General features: G+C 35.5%; 15 protein-coding genes, 1 tRNA gene, 3 rRNA genes and 1 other RNA gene. 4 read left to right on the forward strand and 16 right to left on the reverse strand.

The features are described 5' to 3' along the window. Window position 1: 1 nt before the first annotated feature. The 15 genes from NST64_RS10950 to gltB all read right to left on the reverse strand — a co-directional run bounded on the left by NST64_RS10950 (window position 2) and on the right by gltB (window position 21,276). Window positions 2-1,339 carry an aminotransferase class V-fold PLP-dependent enzyme gene (locus NST64_RS10950; protein WP_002455853.1) on the reverse strand — a complete coding sequence of 446 codons (1,338 nt, stop codon included), beginning with the start codon at window positions 1,337-1,339 and terminating at the stop codon, window positions 2-4. Between the two features lie 203 nt (window positions 1,340-1,542). Further along, a 5S ribosomal RNA gene (gene rrf, locus NST64_RS10955) occupies window positions 1,543-1,657 on the reverse strand. Between the two features lie 67 nt (window positions 1,658-1,724). Further along, window positions 1,725-4,646: ribosomal RNA gene (locus NST64_RS10960) — 23S ribosomal RNA — on the reverse strand. A 300-nt stretch (window positions 4,647-4,946) separates the two neighbouring features. Continuing rightward, window positions 4,947-6,497: ribosomal RNA gene (locus NST64_RS10965) — 16S ribosomal RNA — on the reverse strand. The 16S, 23S and 5S rRNA genes sit together here, the layout of an rRNA operon. A 527-nt stretch (window positions 6,498-7,024) precedes the next feature. Beyond that, on the reverse strand, window positions 7,025-7,621 hold the full coding sequence (gene recR, locus NST64_RS10970) for a recombination mediator RecR (RefSeq protein WP_002447967.1): 597 nt from the start codon (window positions 7,619-7,621) through the stop codon (window positions 7,025-7,027). A gap of 7 nt (window positions 7,622-7,628) precedes the next feature. Beyond that, window positions 7,629-7,946: a YbaB/EbfC family nucleoid-associated protein gene (locus NST64_RS10975; protein ID WP_002447964.1), complete on the reverse strand. Its 318-nt coding sequence runs from the start codon at window positions 7,944-7,946 to the stop codon at window positions 7,629-7,631. A 126-nt stretch (window positions 7,947-8,072) separates the two neighbouring features. Next, window positions 8,073-9,782 carry a DNA polymerase III subunit gamma/tau gene (gene dnaX / locus NST64_RS10980; protein WP_002454505.1) on the reverse strand — a complete coding sequence of 570 codons (1,710 nt, stop codon included), beginning with the start codon at window positions 9,780-9,782 and terminating at the stop codon, window positions 8,073-8,075. Between the two features lie 72 nt (window positions 9,783-9,854). Further along, window positions 9,855-10,373, reverse strand: coding sequence for a GNAT family N-acetyltransferase (locus NST64_RS10985; RefSeq protein WP_019834724.1), 519 nt, complete (start codon window positions 10,371-10,373; stop codon window positions 9,855-9,857). A gap of 312 nt (window positions 10,374-10,685) precedes the next feature. After that, window positions 10,686-10,955, reverse strand: an RNA gene (ffs, locus tag NST64_RS10990) — signal recognition particle sRNA large type. A 96-nt stretch (window positions 10,956-11,051) separates the two neighbouring features. Further along, window positions 11,052-11,777 (reverse strand): trehalose operon repressor, encoded by a 726-nt coding sequence (gene treR / locus NST64_RS10995; protein WP_002447948.1) that lies wholly within the window; start codon window positions 11,775-11,777, stop codon window positions 11,052-11,054. A 22-nt stretch (window positions 11,778-11,799) separates the two neighbouring features. After that, window positions 11,800-13,437 (reverse strand): alpha,alpha-phosphotrehalase, encoded by a 1,638-nt coding sequence (gene treC / locus NST64_RS11000; RefSeq protein ID WP_002454507.1) that lies wholly within the window; start codon window positions 13,435-13,437, stop codon window positions 11,800-11,802. A 78-nt stretch (window positions 13,438-13,515) separates the two neighbouring features. Beyond that, the gene (gene treP, locus NST64_RS11005) at window positions 13,516-14,958 is read right to left on the reverse strand and encodes a PTS system trehalose-specific EIIBC component (protein WP_049418734.1); all 1,443 of its coding nucleotides are present in this window, start codon (window positions 14,956-14,958) and stop codon (window positions 13,516-13,518) included. 176 nt (window positions 14,959-15,134) lie between these two features. Next, a tRNA-Ser gene (locus NST64_RS11010) sits at window positions 15,135-15,227 on the reverse strand. A 58-nt stretch (window positions 15,228-15,285) separates the two neighbouring features. Beyond that, the gene (locus NST64_RS11015; RefSeq protein ID WP_002488119.1) at window positions 15,286-16,749 is read right to left on the reverse strand and encodes a glutamate synthase subunit beta; all 1,464 of its coding nucleotides are present in this window, start codon (window positions 16,747-16,749) and stop codon (window positions 15,286-15,288) included. Between the two features lie 18 nt (window positions 16,750-16,767). Beyond that, a complete protein-coding gene (gene gltB, locus NST64_RS11020; RefSeq protein WP_049418735.1) occupies window positions 16,768-21,276 on the reverse strand; it encodes a glutamate synthase large subunit in 4,509 nt (1,502 codons plus the stop codon). Between the two features lie 151 nt (window positions 21,277-21,427). On the opposite strand from gltB, the gene gltC reads away from it, so the two are divergent. From gltC to NST64_RS11035, 3 genes are all read left to right on the forward strand, one after another. Beyond that, complete coding sequence (gene gltC / locus NST64_RS11025; RefSeq protein ID WP_002454511.1) at window positions 21,428-22,324, forward strand: glutamate biosynthesis transcriptional regulator GltC; 897 nt, start codon at window positions 21,428-21,430, stop codon at window positions 22,322-22,324. Window positions 22,325-22,441: 117 nt separating this feature from the next. Next, on the forward strand, window positions 22,442-23,563 hold the full coding sequence (locus NST64_RS11030; RefSeq protein ID WP_002454512.1) for a YibE/F family protein: 1,122 nt from the start codon (window positions 22,442-22,444) through the stop codon (window positions 23,561-23,563). Further along, a complete protein-coding gene (locus NST64_RS11035; protein WP_002488096.1) occupies window positions 23,560-24,366 on the forward strand; it encodes a YibE/F family protein in 807 nt (268 codons plus the stop codon). Before NST64_RS11030 ends, NST64_RS11035 begins: the two co-directional genes overlap by 4 nt. A gap of 66 nt (window positions 24,367-24,432) precedes the next feature. Here NST64_RS11035 and NST64_RS11040 read toward each other — a convergent pair whose 3' ends face one another. Next, window positions 24,433-24,816 carry an NUDIX hydrolase gene (locus tag NST64_RS11040; protein ID WP_049335887.1) on the reverse strand — a complete coding sequence of 128 codons (384 nt, stop codon included), beginning with the start codon at window positions 24,814-24,816 and terminating at the stop codon, window positions 24,433-24,435. A 149-nt stretch (window positions 24,817-24,965) separates the two neighbouring features. On the opposite strand from NST64_RS11040, the gene NST64_RS11045 reads away from it, so the two are divergent. Next, a complete protein-coding gene (locus NST64_RS11045) occupies window positions 24,966-25,244 on the forward strand; it encodes a hypothetical protein (RefSeq protein ID WP_002454515.1) in 279 nt (92 codons plus the stop codon). Window positions 25,245-25,416 lie beyond the last annotated feature (172 nt).

Below are 25,416 nucleotides of genomic sequence, written 5' to 3' on the forward strand. Positions count from 1 at the left end.
ATTATTCATCCTTAACTAATATTTTATCGTTTTTAATACCTTCAACACGTACACTATGTGAAAGATAATATTGCATCAATTTTATCATATTTTTAGTCACTTTTTCTCCTTTCCAAAACACAGGAATTCCAGGAGGATAAGGCACAATATGTTGAGCTAATACTTTATCTTGTGCTTTATTAATATTTATCCAATATGCATGATTAATATATTTTGATACATAAACACTTTTCTCTAGCGGCAATAAAACCGGCTCTAGCTTTTCTTTTGCTTTTTTAGGTAATTGTATAGTTTTTATTCTATGCAGTAATGTTTCGAAAGGATATCTATCATTAAAATGCCATAATGGTAAGACAATGAGTATTTGATAATCATCAGCTAATTCAATATAAATATGATTCTTTTCAAAATAACGTTGTACTTCAACGCCCGTATGCCCATTTGCTCGAACAATAAGCTTTAATGGATCCTCGACTTCAATAACTTCAAAATGCTGTTGTCTTAACGTTTCAATAAATTGTTTTCTTTTTTCGAAAAAGAGACTACTGTCATAGGAGTTATAAAATTGATGCGCTAATTCAATGCTCGACATTACTAAATAAGATGGACTAGAAGTTTGAAAAATACCTAAATATTTAATAACTTCATCTTTCAAAGGTGCATTTTTATGAATAAATAATACTGATCCCATAGTAAGTGTAGGCAAAGTTTTGTGATACGATTGAACAACATAGTCAGCTTCCGATTCTAAAGCTGATTTAGGAAAGTGTTTCAAATTAAAATGGGCACCATGAGCCTCATCAATTAAAACAGGTATATTGTAATCGTGAAATTGTTTAACACACTGATTGATATCAAAGCATTCTCCATAATAATTTGGATAAGTAACTACAGCGAGTTTTTGATGTCGTAACATTTTAGTATCTATCAAAGGTGCTAAATACTGGTAACTTTTATCACTTCTATACATAGGCAAAATATCTGCAGATTGTTGAGTTAAATCTAAAGCATTAAAAACTGATTTATGTACATTACGGCTAATTAAATAACGACCTTTTATATGAGCAAATGCTTGTATAACTGATAAAATGCCTGCAGTTGTACCATTAACTAAATAATAAGCATCATAATTGGGATGCTTATTCACACGATTCATACTTTCTAAAATAGTATCTTCTGGATGATGTAAATCATCTAGACCCGTAATTTCAGTCATATCCATTTTCAAAGATAATGCATCTAAATAACCGATAGTCATATTTTTATGTCCTGGAACATGTAATGAGATAGCATGATGACGAATTAAATCATCAAGTTTTTGAGTGATAGGTAATTTCAATTAAGTCCTCTCCTCATATACCTTATATACCTTTAAATATCTCCTATTTTAATAGATAATTCAAAAAAATAAAAGAAACGCTAAAATTTCTGTTGCTTGATTTCTTCTCGATTCATTAGCTCCAAACACTTTCTATAAATTTCGACATAAAAAAAGAGACCTCACGGTCTCAATATCGGCTCATCGCATCCATACAATGATTTGCCTGGCAACGTCCTACTCTAGCGGAACGTCAGTCCAACTACCATCGGCGCTAAGGAGCTTAACTTCTGTGTTCGGCATGGGAACAGGTGTGACCTCCTTGCCATTGTCACCAGACAAGTGAATGATTATACATTCAAAACTAGATAGTAAGTAAAGATTTGCGTCGCAAAACTTGAAAAAATTGATTAAGTCTTCGATCGATTAGTATTCGTCAGCTCCACGTGTCACCACGCTTCCACCTCGAACCTATTAACCTCATCATCTCTGAGGGATCTTATAACCGAAGTTGGGAAATCTCATCTTGAGGGGGGCTTCATGCTTAGATGCTTTCAGCACTTATCCCGTCCATACATAGCTACCCAGCTATGCCGTTGGCACGACAACTGGTACACCAGAGGTATGTCCATCCCGGTCCTCTCGTACTAAGGACAGCTCCTCTCAAATTTCCTACGCCCACGACGGATAGGGACCGAACTGTCTCACGACGTTCTGAACCCAGCTCGCGTACCGCTTTAATGGGCGAACAGCCCAACCCTTGGGACCGACTACAGCCCCAGGATGCGATGAGCCGACATCGAGGTGCCAAACCTCCCCGTCGATGTGAACTCTTGGGGGAGATAAGCCTGTTATCCCCGGGGTAGCTTTTATCCGTTGAGCGATGGCCCTTCCATGCGGAACCACCGGATCACTAAGTCCGTCTTTCGACCCTGCTCGACTTGTAGGTCTCGCAGTCAAGCTCCCTTATGCCTTTACACTCTATGAATGATTTCCAACCATTCTGAGGGAACCTTTGAGCGCCTCCGTTACCTTTTAGGAGGCGACCGCCCCAGTCAAACTGCCCGCCTGACACTGTCTCCCACCACGATAAGTGGTGCGGGTTAGAAAGCCAACACAGCTAGGGTAGTATCCCACCAACGCCTCCACGTAAGCTAGCGCTCACGTTTCAAAGGCTCCTACCTATCCTGTACAAGCTGTGCCGAATTTCAATATCAGGCTACAGTAAAGCTCCACGGGGTCTTTCCGTCCTGTCGCGGGTAACCTGCATCTTCACAGGTACTATGATTTCACCGAGTCTCTCGTTGAGACAGTGCCCAAATCGTTACGCCTTTCGTGCGGGTCGGAACTTACCCGACAAGGAATTTCGCTACCTTAGGACCGTTATAGTTACGGCCGCCGTTTACTGGGGCTTCGATTCGTAGCTTCGCAGAAGCTAACCACTCCTCTTAACCTTCCAGCACCGGGCAGGCGTCAGCCCCTATACATCACCTTACGGTTTAGCAGAGACCTGTGTTTTTGATAAACAGTCGCTTGGGCCTATTCACTGCGGCTCTTCTGGGCTTGCACCCTAAAGAGCACCCCTTCTCCCGAAGTTACGGGGTCATTTTGCCGAGTTCCTTAACGAGAGTTCGCTCGCTCACCTTAGAATTCTCATCTTGACTACCTGTGTCGGTTTGCGGTACGGGCACCTAATCTCTATCTAGAGGCTTTTCTCGGCAGTGTGAAATCAACGACTCGAGGAAACAATTTCCTCTCCCCATCACAGCTCAATCTTAAGAGTGCCGGATTTGCCTAACACTCAATCTCACTGCTTAGACGTACAATCCAATCGTACGCTTCGCCTATCCTACTGCGTCCCCCCCTCGATTAAAACGATTATAGGTGGTACAGGAATATCAACCTGTTATCCATCGCCTACGCCTGTCGGCCTCAGCTTAGGACCCGACTAACCCAGAGCGGACGAGCCTTCCTCTGGAAACCTTAGTCAATCGGTGGACGGGATTCTCACCCGTCTTTCGCTACTCACACCGGCATTCTCACTTCTAAGCGCTCCACATGTCCTTGCGATCATGCTTCAACGCCCTTAGAACGCTCTCCTACCATTGTCCAAAGGACAATCCACAGCTTCGGTAATATGTTTAGCCCCGGTACATTTTCGGCGCAGTGTCACTCGACTAGTGAGCTATTACGCACTCTTTAAATGATGGCTGCTTCTAAGCCAACATCCTAGTTGTCTGGGCAACGCCACATCCTTTTCCACTTAACATATATTTTGGGACCTTAGCTGGTGGTCTGGGCTGTTTCCCTTTCGAACACGGACCTTATCACCCATGTTCTGACTCCCAAGTTAAATTAATTGGCATTCGGAGTTTGTCTGAATTCGGTAACCCGAGAGGGGCCCCTCGTCCAAACAGTGCTCTACCTCCAATAATCATCACTTGAGGCTAGCCCTAAAGCTATTTCGGAGAGAACCAGCTATCTCCAAGTTCGATTGGAATTTCTCCGCTACCCACAGTTCATCCGCTCACTTTTCAACGTAAGTCGGTTCGGTCCTCCATTCAGTGTTACCTGAACTTCAACCTGACCATGGGTAGATCACCTGGTTTCGGGTCTACGACCAAATACTACACGCCCTATTCAGACTCGCTTTCGCTACGGCTCCACATTTTCTGCTTAACCTTGCATCAGATCGTAACTCGCCGGTTCATTCTACAAAAGGCACGCCATCACCCATTAACGGGCTCTGACTACTTGTAAGCACACGGTTTCAAGTTCTCTTTCACTCCCCTTCCGGGGTACTTTTCACCTTTCCCTCACGGTACTGGTTCACTATCGGTCACTAGAGAGTATTTAGCCTTAGGAGATGGTCCTCCCAGATTCCGACGGAATTTCACGTGCTCCGTCGTACTCAGGATCCACTCAAGAGAGAATATATTTTCAACTACAGGATTATTACCTTCTTTGATTCAACTTTCCAGATGATTCGTTTAATATATTCCTTTGTAACTCCGTATAGAGTGTCCTACAACCCCAATAAGCAAGCTTATTGGTTTGGGCTCTTCCCGTTTCGCTCGCCGCTACTCAGGGAATCGAATTTTCTTTCTCTTCCTCCGGGTACTAAGATGTTTCAGTTCTCCGGGTCTGCCTTCTGACAAGCTATGAATTCACTTGTCGATAACACAACATAACTTGTGCTGGGTTTCCCCATTCGGAAATCTCTGGATTAACGCTTACTTACAGCTACCCAAAGCATATCGTCGTTAGTAACGTCCTTCATCGGCTTCTAGTGCCAAGGCATCCACCGTGCGCCCTTAATAACTTAATCTAATATAGTTATTAATCTGTGAGTGTTCTTTCGAACACTAGCGATTATTTTTTATGAATTCAAGCTTATTTAAAACTCTATTCACTCGGTTTTGCTTGGTAAAATCTATTTACTTACTTATCTAGTTTTCAATGTACAATGTCATTAATTAATAATCACATCTAAGTATTATAACAAAATATAATAGTAAATGCAATATTTAATTAAATATGAATGTTTTAACATAAACATTCAAAACTGAATACAATATGTCACGTTATTCCGTATCATCTCTACGAGATGTTCCGAATATATCCTTAGAAAGGAGGTGATCCAGCCGCACCTTCCGATACGGCTACCTTGTTACGACTTCACCCCAATCATTTGTCCCACCTTCGACGGCTAGCTCCAAATGGTTACTCCACCGGCTTCGGGTGTTACAAACTCTCGTGGTGTGACGGGCGGTGTGTACAAGACCCGGGAACGTATTCACCGTAGCATGCTGATCTACGATTACTAGCGATTCCAGCTTCATGTAGTCGAGTTGCAGACTACAATCCGAACTGAGAACAACTTTATGGGATTTGCTTGACCTCGCGGTTTCGCTGCCCTTTGTATTGTCCATTGTAGCACGTGTGTAGCCCAAATCATAAGGGGCATGATGATTTGACGTCATCCCCACCTTCCTCCGGTTTGTCACCGGCAGTCAACTTAGAGTGCCCAACTTAATGATGGCAACTAAGCTTAAGGGTTGCGCTCGTTGCGGGACTTAACCCAACATCTCACGACACGAGCTGACGACAACCATGCACCACCTGTCACTTTGTCCCCCGAAGGGGAAACTTCTATCTCTAGAAGGGTCAAAGGATGTCAAGATTTGGTAAGGTTCTTCGCGTTGCTTCGAATTAAACCACATGCTCCACCGCTTGTGCGGGTCCCCGTCAATTCCTTTGAGTTTCAACCTTGCGGTCGTACTCCCCAGGCGGAGTGCTTAATGCGTTAGCTGCAGCACTAAGGGGCGGAAACCCCCTAACACTTAGCACTCATCGTTTACGGCGTGGACTACCAGGGTATCTAATCCTGTTTGATCCCCACGCTTTCGCACATCAGCGTCAGTTACAGACCAGAAAGTCGCCTTCGCCACTGGTGTTCCTCCATATCTCTGCGCATTTCACCGCTACACATGGAATTCCACTTTCCTCTTCTGCACTCAAGTTTTCCAGTTTCCAATGACCCTCCACGGTTGAGCCGTGGGCTTTCACATCAGACTTAAAAAACCGCCTACGCGCGCTTTACGCCCAATAATTCCGGATAACGCTTGCCACCTACGTATTACCGCGGCTGCTGGCACGTAGTTAGCCGTGGCTTTCTGATTAGGTACCGTCAAGACGTGCACAGTTACTTACACGTTTGTTCTTCCCTAATAACAGAGTTTTACGATCCGAAGACCTTCATCACTCACGCGGCGTTGCTCCGTCAGGCTTTCGCCCATTGCGGAAGATTCCCTACTGCTGCCTCCCGTAGGAGTCTGGACCGTGTCTCAGTTCCAGTGTGGCCGATCACCCTCTCAGGTCGGCTACGTATCGTTGCCTTGGTAAGCCGTTACCTTACCAACTAGCTAATACGGCGCAGGTCCATCTATAAGTGATAGCAGAGCCATCTTTCACTATCGAACCATGCGGTTCGAAATATTATCCGGTATTAGCTCCGGTTTCCCGAAGTTATCCCAGTCTTATAGGTAGGTTACCCACGTGTTACTCACCCGTCCGCCGCTAACGTCAAAGGAGCAAGCTCCTCGTCTGTTCGCTCGACTTGCATGTATTAGGCACGCCGCCAGCGTTCATCCTGAGCCAGGATCAAACTCTCCATAAAAATTTATGATGTTTGATTAGCTCATCATACTAAATAGTGTTTGTAACATTTAAGTTACTTTATTGGAATTAACGTTGACATATTGTCATTCAGTTTTCAATGTTCATTTTCTTCAACACAAGAATTAATTATACTCGCTATCGATATGAAAGTCAACAACTTTTTTTAATTAATTTTTTTGTGTTTTTAATGTTCGTTGATTTGTTTCGCTCAACAAATACATACTATACAGGGTTTCTTCCAAATGTACAATGGTAAAAATTACACTACAAAAGGTAAGAGATAGAGTCTAATCTACAAAATACGAACATTATATAAAATAATTTGTTAATAGTTAATATTAAGTATGTTTTGTTTCAGTTTATAGCTTTTTTTACATTGCTCTTCTCCTATAAAACAAACTTTTAAAAATTTACATTTTTTTAAAATAATTTTAAAAAAAGCTATTTACAGTGTGATTTAGTATTGTTGAAGGTAAAATATCCTCGTTATTCAATACTAATCTACTATAAATAGCACATAAAAATTTACATTTCTGTTCTACCAGCAATTGCTTTAGAAAGCGTTACTTCATCAGCATACTCTAAATCGCCACCAACTGATAACCCTTGTGCAAGGCGTGTTACCTTTATTCCAATAGGTTTTACAAGTCTTGAAATATACATGGCGGTCGATTCACCTTCTAAGTTTGGATTCATAGCTAATATAAGTTCTTTAACTTCTTCATCTTTTAATCTATCAATAAGTGTAGGTATATTGATATCTTCAGGTCCTATACCATCCATTGGAGAGATAGATCCATGTAATACATGATAAAGGCCTTTATACTCTCTCATTTTTTCCATTGCAATAACATCTTTATCATCTTCAACCACACAAATAATTGAACGATCCCTTTGTTTATCTTCACAAATGTAACACGGATCTTTTTCAGTAATATGACCGCAAATACTACAATAGGTAAGTTCTCGCTTAACATCTACTAAGGCTTTAGCAAATTTTACGACATCGTCTTCTTTCATGTCTAATGTATAAAAAGCCAGACGTTGAGCCGTCTTGGGACCAATGCCTGGCAGTTTCATAAAACTATCTATAAGTTTTGAAATCGGTTCAGGATAATGCATACTTAACCTACATTCCTGGAATATTTAAGCCTTGAGTATGTTTACCTAATCGTTCTTGTGTTAAATTATCTGCTTTATTCATTGCTTCATTTGTTGCAGCTAAAACTAAATCTTGTAACATTTCGATATCATCTGGATCTACTGCTTCTTCTTTAATTTCTACATCTACAACTTCTTTATGACCAGTTACAGTTACAGCAACCATACCGCCACCAGCTGTTCCTACAATACGTTCGTCTTTAAGTTTTTCTTGTTCTTGTGCCATTTTCTTTTGCATTTTTTGCATTTGTTTCATCATTTGTTGCATATTTCCGCCACCGCGCATAATTCATTTCCTCCTTAAATTTTCACATTAATTTTATTATAATTTATATTTTATTATACATACGTTTATATTTATTGTCATGTATGACTCATTCAACTTACTTTGTAAACAAACTGACCTATTTTATTATTCATCTATAATATTCACAGTATCTTCACCAAATAAATCTTTCGCTTTTTGAGCGATATCAGACGTTTCCTCTTTAGTATTATCTTTTGTACTTTCAGAAGAATGATGATCATTTTGTTTTCTATGATTAATATACTCGCTTCTTACTCTCATCCATTGATCTGAAGGGACACCTACTACTTCAACATTTTTATCTATGATATTACAAACGACGTTTTCAATGTTTTTCCTTTTTTCTTCATCTTTATTAACAATTTCACAATGTATTTCTTCATCAAATTGAATTAATACACGTTTTCTACTTGCTGCTACTGGAATTGAGTTTTGCAATAAGCTGACTAAAGATTTTTTATCATTACTTTTAGCATAATCAATGACTTCTTGCCAATGTTCTTTGAGTAGTTGAATATCTTCTTTATTTGCTTCATCTAACACTTTAGCTATCTGAGTCATAGAAAATGCTGCTTTACTTTGACGTTTACTTCTAGAATGTGTGTTTGTTTGTGTGTGCTTGTTATTACTCTGTGAAATACCTTGTGCTTTTAGAGTTTTTAACTCATTTTCAAGTTGTTCCATTCTTTGTAATAACACTTCATTATTAGGTTCTGTAGCAACAGGAGTTGTTGCTACATTTTCTACTTTCGTAGGATTTGTTTTTACCATTTCAGCTAATTTAACTAATAACACTTCAAAGTGTACATTCTGATTCACACTAAATCTAATAGAAACGAGCGTATCATTTATAATATCTATCATATAATATAACGTTTCTAAATCAAATTGAGTTAAGGCATCGTAACTTGTTTGTTCATTGATGGTTTTATTCATAATTGTATCTCTTACGAAATAAATCATATCATTAATAAGTCTATTTACTTCTTTACCTTCAGATACAAAGTGATGATAACGAGAAAATGCTTCTTTTACATTTCCATTAACGATATCGTTAAACAATTCATTAAGCGACGCTTCATCTACACTACCCGTTACGTCTAATACATCTTGTAATGTAAGATGCTCATCTCCAAAAGCAATTGCTTGGTCCATAATGCTTAATGCATCACGCATACCACCTTCTGATGCTTTAGCAATAAATTCTAATGCCGCTTCCTCATAATCTAGTGATTGTTCTTGTGCAACAAAACGTAATCGTTCCACAATCTGTTCCGTACTAATCGCTTTAAAATCAAAACGTTGTGCACGTGAAATAATCGTAGGTGGTATTTTATGCGGTTCTGTTGTTGCTAAAATAAAAATAGCGTGTGCTGGGGGTTCTTCTAATGTTTTTAATAAAGCATTAAAAGCACCTGTTGTAAGCATATGAACTTCATCTATAATATAAACTTTATATTTTGATTCACTAGGTGCGTATTTAACTTTATCTCTAATATTTCTAATTTCATCAACACCGTTATTACTAGCAGCGTCAATTTCAATAACGTCACCATTTGTTCCTTGTGTAATGCCTTTACATATTGCACACTCATTACAAGGTTCACCATCATGGGGATTTAAACAGTTAATAGCTTTAGCAAACACTTTAGCTATACTTGTTTTACCAGTTCCTCTTGGCCCACTAAAAATATATGCATGAGATTGCTTTCCTTTTGAAATAGCATTTCTCAAAGTTTTAGTGACATGTTCTTGACCTACAACATCACTAAAACTTTGAGGTCTAAACATTCGATATAAAGCTTGATAGTTCACAGTCGCACCTCCAATACAATTACTTATCAATTATATCATGCCATATCTTTGATATATTAATTTTTTATACTTCTATGATATCGGTTCTAGTTTCCCATGTGGATATTCACTTAATTGATCCCACAAGAATTTCACATAAAGAGGCTTATCATCATTTTTCGATATAATATGATGTTGCGCCGCTGATGCATAACCTAACGTTGTAAAATAATCAGGACAACCATCTACAATAATAGCAGTATAATGATGAGCTTTCGCACGCTCTTCTACAGCTTGTACTAAAGCTTTTCCTATACCTTGGTTTCGATAAGGTGTTGCTACAATCAAAGAAGATAATTGTAATACTTTAAATGTATCTTCATTATCAATGAGATTCACTTCATTTAGCATGATGTGCCCTATAATGTCCCCATCTTCTTTTTTGGCAATAACTTCTAATTCATAATTATATGTAGGTTGTTTTCTTAAATTAGAAATTATTTTACTATGTGATTTACCATCTAAACCTTCGTTATTAGTATAATGTTGTTCAAGTTTTTCTAAAGTCTCGATATAATCCATTTCAGTTAAAGTACTTAAATAAACTTGCATAACTTCCCCCTATATTAACATGTTCCTAATCATATTTCTGTTAAATGAAGTAAGTGAATGTATCAGTGTATACACCCATGACCCTCATTATAAAAATAATTTAGGGCATTTTTTCTCAAAATGCTTATTTTGAATATCTGTATATAAGTATGATGTTTATAGTTGTTCGATGCCAACTTATTTAAATGATTTAAGAGTCTTTATCTGTATTCTAAGTTCTTCTATAGTTTATATAAAAAAGGAGTGACTTTAAATTAAAGTCACTCGTAAAGTATATCTATTTATAGAAATGATTAATTTTAAATTAAATAACCGTGCACCTTCGAATCGAATGTACATCATAAACGTTACCGAAGTCGATAGCTAAATCTCGGCTACCCTACGGCACATATGAGTGTCCACTTAATGCTGCTTCCGTCAGGACCTGACATGATTCATGGGTTCATATTGCATAGGACCGAAATCTTCAAACACCTCGTGCTTCGGGCAGACTTCACAAAAGTACACCCTCAACGAAGGAATTAAGTCTCGCATAAAGCGGATTTCGAGTACAGGGAACCGCTACCTCCCCACCTAGCACGGTAAGTTTTATAATACTATAAAACGTATTAACGTTGCAAGTAAAATAATATATTTATTTATAAATCATTCAAGTTAAAAACAAATTCAAAAATATTACTATTTATTTTGTCGACGAGAAAATTCATTAAACTTAAACTCTGTCGCTAAATGCTTTGAAACATTATATTGAAATCGCGTCGTATCTTTAAGAAAAACGGTACTTCTTACTGTCGCTGTATATGGATGGTGCACTTTACCAAACACTTGATATTCAAAATCCTTAAATGGTTCAAATGTAATTGATTTATTGGAATAGCTAATATTTAAATGAAGTTCTTTTTCTAAATAATCATAAATAGACTTTCTAGCTATCTCATTAGATATTTTAGGAACTAATGATGTTAGAAAATAATCTTCATCTAATATTTTAACTTTTCCATCCACACTTCTACTTCTTACTACATGACATAATAAATCGTTATTTCTTAAACACAATTGTTCTTTCACTAAAGGAACATCAGACGCCTTTATTATTTCATTTACAAGTACATGTGTTTCATGAGTTAAGTTTAACTTTTCTTTAACTTCTTTAAAGCTAATTAAATCTGAAAAAGGAAATTCAGTGATATCTTGTTGAATAACTATCGATCCTTTTCCTTTAATTTTTTGAATCATCCCATCATTTGCAAGTAATTCAAGTGCTTTTCTTACCGTTTCTCGAGATGAGTGATACGTTTCTACAAGCTCACGTTCTGACGGTAGTTGTTCACCATGTAAGTATATTCCCTCAGAAATATCTTTTTTTAATTTTTCATAAATTACTGCAAATTTTTGTTGACCCATTTTTAATTTTTCACCCTATCATTTAATATGACTTACTAATAACTATCGCACCATATGGTGAAATCTTATTGTCAAGAATTGTACCACTTTGAATAATAATATCTCCTACTATATCAAGATCATCTGGAATCCTAACAGTTTCATTTGAAAAGTTAGCAATAATTAACCAAGAATCATTTTTATAGTTGCGACGATAAATAAACAATTGTGGATGATCCATATACAATGGTTCAATATCTCCATAAGTAATAATATCATAATGATGACGTAACTTAATAAGTTGACGATATACATGTAAAACTGAATCTTTATTACTTATAGCATCTTCAACATTAATCGCATCTATATTATTAGGTAAATCTATCCATGGCGTACCAGATGTAAACCCCGCATTTTCATTTTGATTCCATTGTATAGGAGTGCGTGAATTATCACGCGATTTTTGGGATAAAATGGTCAAGATTTCTTCTTCTGGTATTCCTTCTTCTTTTAGATGTGTATACGCATTAAGAGATTCGACATCTCTATATTTTTGTATTGATGTATAATGAGGGTCAGTCATGCCAATTTCTTCACCTTGATAAATATAGGGTGTCCCTTGTAACATATGTAACGCAATAGCTAACATTTTTGCGCTTGCTTGACGATTCAATTCATTTGTATCATCGCCAAATCGTGATACTACTCTTGGTTGGTCATGATTACACCAAAAAATAGCATTCCAGCCACCACCATTATGGATACCTACTTGCCATTCCATTAAAATTTTCTTTAATTTAAGAAAATCATATTTTTCATTTGTCCACTTTTCACCATCTTTATAATCCACTTTTAAATGATGAAAATTAAATACACTATTCAACTCTTGACGCTCAGGACGTGTATATTTAATACAATTGTCAATCGTCGTTGAAGACATCTCACCTACTGTCATCATATTTCTATTTCCAAAAGTATGACGGTTGAGTTCATGTAAATATTGGTGAACACGGGGGCCATCAGTGTAAAATTCTTTTCCGATAGCTTCCGAATTTTTAAATTCATCTTTAGAAATAAGATTTATTACGTCAAAACGGAAGCCATCAACGCCAAATTGAATCCAATAATTTACCATTTCATAAAGTGCTTGTCTTACTTTTTCATTATCCCAATTCAAATCAGCTTGTGTCACATCAAATAAGTGTAGATAGTATTCATCTGATTTCTCATCATATTTCCAAGCATTTCCACCAAATTTAGATTGCCAATTTGTTGGTGGTCCATCTGCTGATGATTTGAAAAAATAAAAATCTCGATAAGGATTATCTTTTGAACGAATTGCTTCCTTAAACCAATGATGTTCCGTAGACGTATGATTAATTACAATGTCTAGCATAACTTTTAAGTCTCGACGATGTGCTTCATAAATCAATTTTTTAAAATCATCTAACGTTCCAAACTCTTCATTAATTTTAAAATAATCACTGATATCGTAACCATTATCATTCATTGGAGATTCATAAATAGGTGTTAGCCAAATATAGTCCACGCCTAAATACTTTATGTAATCTAATTTTTCAATAATACCATTCAAATCTCCTTTACCGTTTCCAGTCGTATCATTAAAAGATTTAGGGTAAATTTGATACACTACTGATTTTCTCCAATCGTTTTGAATCATATTAATGCCACCTTTATCTAAAAATATATTCTTCAAAATAATTAATTATTCACATCTTATAATGAAAGTTCTTAAGTCTCATTTTATATCATCCGGATTTTCTATCATTTCTTTAGCTTTAACTTTAGTGAATTTAGAAAAAACCACCGTTAATACTGCTGGCAAAATCATTGCTAATAGGATAACAGGTATATAAATATACCAATATTTACTTTGGATTGAAATAAAAGCTGGAACGCCTCCTACCCCTACATTACCAAGTACTCGGTTTGCTCCAATGACTGCCCCTAAAATACCCGATGTACAAATAGCAGCAAAAAACGGTACTTTTAAAGGTAAATTCACTCCAAACATAGCTGGTTCAGTGACACCTAAGAAAGCAGAAACGCCAGATGTTAATGCTAATCCTTCTTCTTTTGCCATTTTTCGACGTTTATAAATTAACCATGCACCAAATGCAGCTGATCCTTGACAAATATTAGAAATGGCTACAATTGGCCATAAATAAGTTCCCTTTAAAGAACTGCCCATCAATTGAAAATCCACTGCTAAGAACATATGGTGTAATCCAGTAATAACAAGTGGTGCATAGAAGAAACCATAAATTGCGCCCCCTAACCAACCCGCATGTTCAAAAATAAATTGTATAGCACCTGTAATCGCTGTTCCGATACCTAATGCTATAGGCCCAATAATAATAAATGATAGGAATCCTGTAATTAATAATGCCACAGGCCCTACTACAAGCATCTTAATTGAATCATGCACGACTTTATTAAGTGCTTTTTCAATTAAAGAAAGTACATAAGCCGCGATAAGTACCGGAAGAACTTGCCCTTGGTAATTTAGTTGTTTAATTTCTAAACCAAATAAATTCCATGTAGGAATTTGGCCCTTAGCTATATCATATTGTGAAACAAGTTGAGGATGCATTAATATCAACCCCAACACTAATCCTAAAATTGGACTACCTCCAAAGACTTTCATACTACTCCAACCAATTAAAGCTGGTAAAAAGATAAATGCTGTACTAGCTATGACATTAATAATATTAGAAATATCACCTAATTGATGATGTTGTTCCACTAAGGCCTTAGGACCAAATAAATGTTCCATAGTTAAAAGATTATTAATCCCCATAAGTAAACCAGCTGTTACTAGTGCTGGCAAAATTGGAATAAAAATATCTCCTAATAATTTTACTAATCGTTGTAATGGATTCCCTTTTTTTGCAGCGGCAGTTTTTGCTTCATCTTTAGATGCAGTTTCTACACCGGTTTCATTTACAAACTGTTTATACACTTCATCTACTGTACCAGGACCAATAACAATTTGATATTGATTGTCAGCTTTAAATTGGCCTTTAACAAGCGTATTATTAGATAAAGCTTCCTTATCTACTTTATTATCATCTTTCAAAACTAATCGTAATCGCGTTACACAATGAGTAGCAGTATCTACGTTTTCTTTTCCACCTATTGCTTGAACAATATCTTGTACATCTTTTCTTTTTACACTCACGATGTCCACTCCTTTGTTTCTAACTTAAACAAAGTATAACTTGTCTAGACAAGTTGTGTAAAGGCTTTCATTAAATAATTTAATTTTTTAAAAATTTAGTACATAAAAATAAGCACTCAGTAAGTTACTGAGTGCTTATCTTCTTTATATTGATTAGTCTTGGATTTAAATGATAATGGCGGAGGAAGAGGGATTCGAACCCCCGCGGCCCGTTAAGGCCCTGTCGGTTTTCAAGACCGATCCCTTCAGCCGGACTTGGGTATTCCTCCAATGAACACAATAATCATCATATAATATTATTCATTGGAAGTCAATCTTTTTATATTATTATGCTAAAACTTTTTGTTTGAGATATTGATCTACTGATTTAGCTACAGCTCGGCCTTCTTTAATTGCCCACACAACTAAACTTTGTCCACGACGTGCATCTCCTGCAGCAAATACCTTTTCTTGATTTGTACGGTAATCCTGCTCATTTGCTACAATTTTATTTTGTTTGGTTTTAATATCAAATGATCGTGGTACTGTTGTTTCAGTTCCTTCAAATCCAATTGATAATAATACTAAATCTGCTGGCCAGTGTCTTTCTGTACCATCAACCACTACCATACCTTCAGGTGTTTCTTCTAAAATTTGGGTATAAACGCCGCGAATATTACCCATTGTATCTACATCATATCGCATAGTTTGAACACCATATGCACGAGGTTCTCTTCCAAATCGTGCTTCATATTCTTTATGAGCATAATCCATTTTAAATACAGGTAACGCTAAAGGCCAAGACGTGTTACTTTCAAATGTAATCTCTTCTGGTGCTTTTGTATACTTGTTAAACTGTACAATAGATTTACAATTTTCGCGTAAAGCAGTTGCTACGCAGTCTGCTCCAGTATCCCCTGCTCCTATAACAATTACATTTTTATCTTTAGCCGTAATTGAAGCTTCTTCAATCTCACCATTTAAAACTTGCATTTGCTCAGTAAGGTAATCCATAGCAAAATGAATACCTTGTCCCATTCTACCTTCTAAAGGTAAGTCGCGTGCTTTTTGAGCACCAGTACATAATATAATCGCATCAAATTGTTCTTCTAATTCATCACGTGTTATATCTACACCGATATTAGTATTTGTCTTAAAAGTAATACCTGCCTCACGCATGATTTCAATTCTACGTCGAACCACAGTTTTGTCTAACTTCATATTTGGAATACCATACATTAATAAACCACCTGGTTCAGCTGCTCTTTCAAAGACAGTAACTTGATAGCCTACATGATTTAATTCTTCCGCCGCTGCTAATCCTGCAGGACCGCTTCCAACAATTGCCACGCTCTGGTCTTTGTGTTCTTTTGGATATTTTGGTTTTACCCATCCATTGTCATAAGCTTCATCAATAATCGTGCGTTCGATGCCTTTAATTGCTACAGAATCACGATTAATTTTCATAACACATGATTGCTCGCATGGTGCAGGACAAATACGTCCTGTAAATTCAGGAAAATTATTTGTCTCACTTAGACGTTCGTATGCTTCTTTAAAGTCTTGATGATAAACTAAATCATTCCATTCAGGTATATAATTTCCTATTGGACAACCAATTGTTTCTCGTCCGAAAGGAAGTCCAGTTTGACAAAATGGCGTTCCACAATCCATACATCTTGCCCCTTGAACAGAGGCTTCTTCTCTAGAAAATCGTTGTTGGAATGCTTCGTGTCCTTCTAAACGTTCAATGAGTGACAATTCTGCTAATGATTGTTTCTCATATTTCATAAACCCTTTAAACTCACCCATAACTTTTCCTTCCTTTCTTTAATAAATCACAGCTGGTTGCAAGTCTTTTTCAATCGATGTGCGATGATCATAAAATGCAGCTAATTTTGCTTCGTTATCTTCTGATAAATGACGACGTTGTAACTCAATTTTTTGCATCATTAATTCATAATCTTTTGGAATTACTTTTATGACATGTTCAGTGACATTTTCAAATTGATTTAAGATATCTTTAGCTTTTGTACTTTCTGTATAACGATAATGTTCTTCTAACATTGATTTAAGTAAGTGCTTTTCTTCATCATGTTGCACACGTTTAAATGCTAATGTTGAAAGTTGATTCGCTTTTTTAAATGCTTCGATATCACTTGGGAAGATGTAACTTACTCCACCACTCATACCTTGGCCAAAGTTTTTGCCAACATCACCAAGTATAACCACGTGTCCACCTGTCATATATTCCAAACCATGATCTCCAATTCCTTCAACAACTACATCAACACCACTATTACGAATACAGAAACGTTCTCCAGCACTGCCATTAATATAGGCTTTACCACTAGAGGCTCCATAGAAGCATACATTACCTGCAATAATTTCATTTTCACGAGCATGCTTTGGTGCTTTCACAACGACTGTTCCACCAGATAATCCTTTCCCTACATAGTCATTGGCATCTCCAGTATGATGTATTAATAGTCCTTTAGGAGCAAATGCACCTAAACTTTGCCCAGCATGGCCCATCGTTTCCGCAATAATCGTTTCTTCAGGTAAACCTTTACTACCATGTTGCTTCGTAATATAACTACCCGTAATTACACCAACATTTCGTTGAGTGTTATTAATTGTATATTGTCCTTTAAATGTTTCCCCATTTTCAATACTTTGTTTTGCCTCTTTATATAAATAATTTAAATCGAATCCAATATCTAAATGATGATTTTGAGCTATTTCTTTTGTGTTCGGTCCATCAACTGCATGAAGTAATTTCTCAATATCAAGTGATGCAGCTTTAGATTTAGGATTAATATGACGAGAACGTTGTAATAAGTCCGTACGTCCTACTAGTTCTTCGACTGTTTTCAAGCCAAGTTCTGCGAGAACTTCTCTTAATTCTTCAGCGATGAAATGCATAAAATTGACAACGTGATCCGCTTTACCTCTATAAAGCGCACGTAAATCTTTATTTTGTGTTGCTATTCCTACTGGACAAGTATCATTATGACACACTCTCATCATAATACACCCGAGAACAACAAGAGGTGCAGTTGCAAAACCAAATTCTTCTGCTCCTAATGCACACGCTAATGCTACATCTCTACCTGTTAATAACTTACCGTCTGTTTCTAAACGTACACGACTACGTAAATCATTTAACTTTAATGTTTGATGTGTTTCTGCTAAACCAAGCTCCCATGGTAATCCGGCATGTTGAATACTTGTTTTAGGAGATGCACCCGTACCACCGTCATAACCACTGACTACAATTTTATCTGCAAATGCTTTAGCTACCCCTGAAGCAATCGTTCCTATACCTGTTTTAGATACGAGTTTAACAGCAATATCAGCATCCTTATTTGCATTTTTCAAATCGTGAATCAATTGCGCTAAATCTTCAATTGAATAAATATCATGGTGTGGTGGTGGAGAAATAAGCCCAATACCTGGTGTAGATCCACGTGTTTCAGCAATCCAAGGATATACTTTAGTGCCAGGAAGTTGCCCACCTTCACCAGGTTTTGCACCTTGAGCTACTTTAATTTGTAATTCTTTAGCGTGTTGTAAATACTCACTAGTTACACCAAATCGTCCTGATGCAACTTGTTTAATCGCACTTGATAAATAACTGCCATCTTCTTGAATGACATATCGTTTAGGATTTTCTCCTCCTTCACCGCTATTACTTTTTCCTCCTAATTTATTCATCGCTTTTGCTAAAGTTTGATGTGCTTCCTCAGAAATAGAACCATAACTCATAGCACCTGTGTTAAAGCGTCTTACAATTGATTCTACAGATTCTACTTGCTCAATAGGAATTGATGATTGAGATTTAAATTCTAGTAAATCACGTAAATGGTCGTGTCTATTGTCATGCACAGCATTAGTAAATGTTTTAAATTGCTCGTAATCATTTTCACGACAGGCATGTTGTAATAAATGAATCGTTGTTGGATTAAATACATGATGTTGCCCTTGTTGACGCCATTGGAAATTACTACCAGAAGCTAGATATTCTTCTTCATTACTTTGACGTTTTCTATTTTCTTCATCAATTTGTTCAATACTTAATCCTGATAATTTAGATTGTGTTCCTGTAAAGTAAGTGTCAATAACATTTTGAGATAAGCCTACTGCTTCAAATATTTGTGCGCCTTGATAACTTTGAACGGTAGAAATACCCATTTTAGCCATAACTTTAATAACGCCTTCTGATAAAACATTTGTATATGTTTCAACATTTTCAGAAATTGAACCTTCAAGATGGTGACTATCAGTTAAATGAGCAATCGTTTGTTGTGCTAAGTATGGAATGACTGCATTAGCACCATATCCAAGTAAACAAGCAACATGATGCACTTCACGTGTTTCACCTGATAAAGCAACAATACTTGTACTCATACGTAAGTCTTCTTTAATAAGTAATTGATGAATATGACTTACAGCTAATAACATTGGCATAGCATAATGTAACGACTGAGTTGTATTGATTAGTGCACTATCATCTAACACTAAAATTGTATAACCTTCTTTTGTAGCTTGAACCGCTTCTTCTCCTATATAATTTAGAGCTTCTTCGAGTGAAATATCTTGATACAGGGTCGATAAATGTTTCACGTTAAACTTACTTTGTCCAATTTTATCTAATTGATTTAATGTAAGAACTGGTTTAGTAAGTTGTATACGATCTAAGACATTCGGTGCTGGATGAAGTAAATTTCCTTCACTACCTAGATAAGATAACTCACTTGTTACAATCTTTTCACGATAAGCATCGATAGGTGGATTCGTTACTTGAGCAAACAGTTGTTTAAAATAGTTAAATAATGATTCTGGTCTTTCATTGAGTACTGCGAGCGGTGCATCATACCCCATTGCACCAATAGGATCTTTTTTTCCTACCACCAAATCTGTCATATATTTATGAATATCTTCCTTAGTGTAGCCAAACTGCTTTTGTACTTTAAACAGTGTTGCTTCATCTAATAATTGACGTTGATATTGAACTTCGTCTAATTCTAAATCAATCTTGTATTGATCAATCCAATCTTTATAAGGATATTTATGTGCAATATGAGTTTTAAGTTCGTTATTTTCGATGACTTTATTAGAGTTAAAATCAACGAGCAATAATTTCCCAGGATTCAATTGTCCTTTAAACGCAACGTTTTCTTCTGGTACATCAATCACACCTACTTCAGATGAGAAAACAATAAAATTATCTTTAGTGATTGTATAGCGTCCTGGTCGTAATCCATTTCGATCAGTTAATGCGCCAATTTTATCGCCATTACAGAATGAAATCATTGTTGGGCCATCCCAAGGTTCCATTAAATAGCTATAAAATTCATAAAATGCACGTACATGTTCATCATTGGATTTATTATATAACCATGGTTCTGGTATAAGTAACATCGCCGCTTCTTCAGGCTCCATTGCTAAACTTAAAAACTCCAACGCGTTATCTACAATAGCTGAGTCGCTTCCATCTTCATCAACAATATTTTGAATTTTTTCACTTTCATGACCAAATAAAGTATTAATCAGTTGACGTTGACGGGCACGCATCCAATTAACATTACCTTTAATCGTATTAATTTCTCCGTTATGCATAAGAAGTCGGTTAGGATGTGCACGTTTCCAACTAGGGAACGTATTCGTACTAAATCTAGAATGAACAAGTCCTAATTTTGATTGATAATCCTCATTATTTAAGTCTAGGTATAACGTCTTGATTTGATCTGAACGTAACCACCCTTTATAGACAATCGTTTTATGAGACAAACTTGTAAAATATAATTCTAAATGTTCGCGTTCTGCATATTGTTCAATTTGTTTACGTGCTAAATAAAGCTGTTTAACAGGCGTTTCGTGTTGGTTTAAATCTACAAATACTTGTTGTACATAAGGCATTGTAGAAGCAACATGTTCTGCTAATGCTTGTGTGTCTACAGGTACATCTCTATAACCAATTACTTTCAATCCTTCATCGTTAAAGTATTGATTAAATACAATTTCATGCTGTGTATCTAAAACTTTTTGATTAGAGAAAAAAAGACCTACCGCATATTCGCCTTCATTAGGTAAGTCGAAATGAGTATGTTTTTTAAAAAATTCGAAGGGAATTTCTGTCATAATTCCTGCGCCATCACCAGTAATACCATCAGCTCCAATACCGCCTCGATGGTCTAATCTACGCAACATTTCTAATGACTTTTCAATAATATCGTGAGATCTTAAATTATCCATATTGGCATAAAAACCGATTCCACATGCATCATGTTCCTCACGGTAATCATATAATCCTCTTTTTAGTTTATCTTTAAACACGATGCCCACTCCTTTTGAGAATTTTCAGAAAATTTACTGTTAATAACAATTAATATAATGTAAAATATTTATCTGAACAATATATTAAATAGATGATATCATTCTAATAATTAGAACATTTTACGATATACTTATATTAAGGAGGTAAAATATGGAAATTAAACAATTACGATACTTTGTTGAAGTCGCTCGCCGTGAACATATTTCTGAAGCTGCATTGGAACTTAATATTGCTCAATCTGCAATTAGTCGCCAAATCAATTTACTTGAAAAAGAATTACAAGTTCCATTATTTGATAGACAAGGTCGCAATATATATCTTACTTCGCACGGTAAAGCGTTACTCACACAAGCAACTCACATACTAGAACAACTTGATGAAACAGTGGCTCTTTTTCAACAAGAACAACTTAAAAACGCTCATCATATCAATTTAGGTTTTGAAGAAAGCTATGCTTCTCATATGATTACGCCTATTATTCAAACGTTTGAAAGAGAATACGATAGTCACATTATACCTAGTTTAATGAATCATACTCAGATAGTAGACTATTTAAATTCAGGAAAAATTGATATAGCTATTGTTGAGAATACACCTGAACTACAAGCAAACTCAACTTTTTCAATTACATCTTTATATGAAGAAACATATCACTTATATGTACCTAAAGACGATGCTATTGCCTTAACATTTAATCCACCCTTAACACAGCTTAAACAATTTGAAAAAAATCCTTTATATACACTTCACGTTTTGCCTGATTCTATTAAAAAACGATTAGAATCTGTAATTAAAGTACCTATATACACACTAGGTACAACGTCTCTTGGTCAGTATCTATTAAAACAACGTCGTGGCCATCTACTCTTACCTGATTATATATCGTTGGATCATTCATCTGAACAAGTAGAGGATATCTCTTTAGCACATACAGAATTAAAACGTTCATTTTGTGTGGTATTTAAAAAAGACAATAAAAAAGTAGATATCTTTAATCTATTTCATCTCATTCAAACATTGCTAAGTAAGGTTTCAACATATCACTAGGTCTTGTAACGAACACTAACCCATAACATATGAATTGAATATCATTTTGAACACGCGTATAATCACTTTATTGCGATAAAGGGGTAAATTATATAATTAAAAAGAGGATTATATTTAATGAATATAAAGAGACTTCACATACCTAAAATTAAAAACACTCATCGTCTAATTATTATTGTTACTTTAATAATGATTGGATTATTTATTTTTACATTTTTTAATGCTTCATTTTATCAAATACCTATTGGTAAAATCACGAATGTCGAAACAAGTCATGGTCAAAAAGTCACAGACGAGCATCATAATACTGACACAACATATAATCAACGATTAACTATACGCATTCTAAACGGTAAATATAAAAACGATATCACAACTGTTAATAATCATTTTGTAACATCTCAAGCAGATTCAGAGCAATTTTCTAAAAATGAAAAAGTATTGTTACATATACAAAAAAGTCCATCTGATGCTACTATTCTAGAAAAAAAACGCGATGGCCTTACTGTGGCGATTGTAGGCGTATTTATCGTGACACTTTTAATTGTAGGCAAAAATGTAGGGTTACAATCAATTCTATCTCTACTATTTAACACCGCGTTTATTATTGTTTCAATAGTCATTCATAATACTTTTTCAGGTACAAATTTATTTTTATTAATGAGTATAGCCATTATTTTATCAACTATTATTACATTAGTATTAGTAACTGGCTGGCAAAAACGAACTTGGGTTACGATAATTGCTACTTTATCTGGAACATTTTTATGTGTAGGGATGACTGAATTATTAATTCAATTTACAGGTGGTAATGGAATCAAATATGAAACAATGAGTTTTTTAACGCTACCTCCAAAAGATGTCTTTATGTCTTCTGTTCTTATAGGAACATTAGGAGCGGTAATGGATGTAGCAATTACAATTTCTAGTGGAATGTACGAAATTCTCCAGCGTACGCCTAACATTTCAATGTCTCGTTGGGCTTTAGCTGGACGTCATATTGGCCAAGATATTATGGGCACCATGACCAATATTTTATTATTTTCATATTTATCAGGTAGTCTAGCCATGGTATTAATTTACTTAAAAAATGCGAATACATTTACTTACACTATATCTATGAACTGGTCTCTAGAAATTACACGTGCACTGACTGGTGGTATCGGTATTGTATTGACCATTCCTATAACAATAGGACTTATGGTCACTATATTTAAGTGGAAAGGAGTAAGCCGATGACTACAATTTTTTTACTCGCACTATTACTTTTTATTTTAATGATTTTGCTTGGCGGTAAAAAAGGACTCATCTCCTATCTCACTTTATTTTTAAATTTTATTATTCTTATTATTAGTATTGTTTTCATTCTGTTTGGCATGCCAATCTATCTTGTAGCCTTTACCTTTTGTCTTGTAATTGCTGCTTGTAACCTCTTTATTTTAAATAGTTACAATATTAAAACACAAGCCGCATTTATCGGAACTATAGTAACAACCGTCCTTCTTATCATAGGTGTCTATTTATCTGTAAAATTTGGACATCTACAAGGTTTTGCTACAGAACAACAAGATGAAACCTATATATTTTCAATGAATATTGATATTAATATGCTACAATTTTCTGTTTTTACTATTATGTTGGCTGTCATCGCTGCTGTAATAGATTTAACGATTACAATAAGTTCACCAATGTATGAGTTGAATGAAACAAACCCTGATCTTTCTCGTAAAGAATTATTTCAATCTGGTATACGTGTTGGCAGAGAAATTCTTGCTACTTCCGCTAATACAATTTATTTAGCTTATTTTGGTGGACAATTAACATTATTCTTTTGGTTTTTTCAACTTCATTATTCATTTGGGCATATTTTAAATTCTAAAATTTTTGCTCAAGAGTTTATCTCCATTTTACTAGGTGGCATTGCAGTCGCGTTAAGTATTCCTATCACGGCTTGGGTTAGTGCTCGGTTAATTAAATATCATCAACTTAAACAAACAGATGACCACACTACTACTTCATCCTTAAACGAAGAAATAGAATAGTAAAGACCAAACAGTGGCATTTAATGATTGAAAGCATCAAATGTCACTGTTTTATTTATTCAATATTTATATTGAAAATGTTTCGATCCACTTAATGACAGCTGGTGCGATATATTGTGTATCGGATTTATTGAACCAGCGAATATCAGTAACTTCATTATCAATTTGAACGTCATTCCAATTAATACTTTGATTAACTTTAAATCCATTTAATTCGGTCAAAGTATTTGGTTGAGGATAGGCTTCACCAATCACTTTTCCAATATATGTAAAATCTTCTTGAGAAAAATGAAGTTGTAGTTCTTCTTCAATTTCCCTTTGAATAGCTTCTAAAAGCGTCTCACCTTCATCAATTTTCCCACCAGGAAAATAATATTTTTCTCTGTGACGAACTTGTACCAGTAAAATTTGGTCCTCTGTTTCTTCCACTAAACATACACATTTAATCATTCTATTCATCCTTATTAAAACATTCTCACTTCAAAAAAATAATTTAATTTAGTATGATATTAACATACATTAAAACAAAGTTTAGAACAAATTCTTAATGAGTAATATAACATTCAGATTTGTTTTTATTTTTATGGAGGTCTTGTATGATGGCAAAACAATCAAAACTTTCACGCTTATCTAGTTTAGTAAGTACAGCAGGATTTATTGTGGATGGATATAATGGAATTAAATATAGTGCCAAAAATAAAAATCTAGTTTATCTATCACTAGCACTTAGCACAGCGGGTACTGTGTTCGATTTTATAGTTTCTATGAGATCCCCACGTAAATTCCGTAAATTCACATCATTTATCTCATTTATTGTTAATGTGACACGCTTAGCTTCAAGCTTTAGAAAAGTTAAAGAAGATTATCACTTCGAATAAAAAAACGAGCCTAAGACATAATGAATTGTCTTAGGCATTTTTAATATATTGACAGTCGATGACTGAAGTAAAAATACGCTAGTATCAAGCTTTTTTCAATTTTAGTTCCAGATTCCTAACATAAAGACTTTCAATAAGAAAGTCTATGTCCAACGCAAATTGGGTATGCGTT

Origin of the sequence: Staphylococcus sp. FSL W8-1268 (genome assembly GCF_038003965.1) — a bacterium.
GTDB lineage: Bacteria > Bacillota > Bacilli > Staphylococcales > Staphylococcaceae > Staphylococcus > Staphylococcus hominis.

What these genes read in the sequence shown, in the direction of transcription:
- recR (WP_002447967.1), bottom strand. Translation starts at nt 7,621, where the DNA reads ATGCATTATCCTGAACCGATTTCAAAACTTATAGATAGTTTTATGAAA.
- treC (WP_002454507.1), bottom strand. Translation starts at nt 13,437, where the DNA reads ATGATTCAAAACGATTGGAGAAAATCAGTAGTGTATCAAATTTACCCT.
- NST64_RS11035 (WP_002488096.1), top strand. Translation starts at nt 23,560, where the DNA reads ATGACTACAATTTTTTTACTCGCACTATTACTTTTTATTTTAATGATT.
- NST64_RS10985 (WP_019834724.1), bottom strand. Translation starts at nt 10,373, where the DNA reads ATGCAAGTTTATTTAAGTACTTTAACTGAAATGGATTATATCGAGACT.
- NST64_RS11030 (WP_002454512.1), top strand. Translation starts at nt 22,442, where the DNA reads ATGAATATAAAGAGACTTCACATACCTAAAATTAAAAACACTCATCGT.
- NST64_RS11040 (WP_049335887.1), bottom strand. Translation starts at nt 24,816, where the DNA reads ATGATTAAATGTGTATGTTTAGTGGAAGAAACAGAGGACCAAATTTTA.
- treR (WP_002447948.1), bottom strand. Translation starts at nt 11,777, where the DNA reads ATGGGTCAACAAAAATTTGCAGTAATTTATGAAAAATTAAAAAAAGAT.
- NST64_RS10975 (WP_002447964.1), bottom strand. Translation starts at nt 7,946, where the DNA reads ATGCGCGGTGGCGGAAATATGCAACAAATGATGAAACAAATGCAAAAA.
- gltC (WP_002454511.1), top strand. Translation starts at nt 21,428, where the DNA reads ATGGAAATTAAACAATTACGATACTTTGTTGAAGTCGCTCGCCGTGAA.
- NST64_RS11045 (WP_002454515.1), top strand. Translation starts at nt 24,966, where the DNA reads ATGGCAAAACAATCAAAACTTTCACGCTTATCTAGTTTAGTAAGTACA.
- NST64_RS11015 (WP_002488119.1), bottom strand. Translation starts at nt 16,749, where the DNA reads ATGGGTGAGTTTAAAGGGTTTATGAAATATGAGAAACAATCATTAGCA.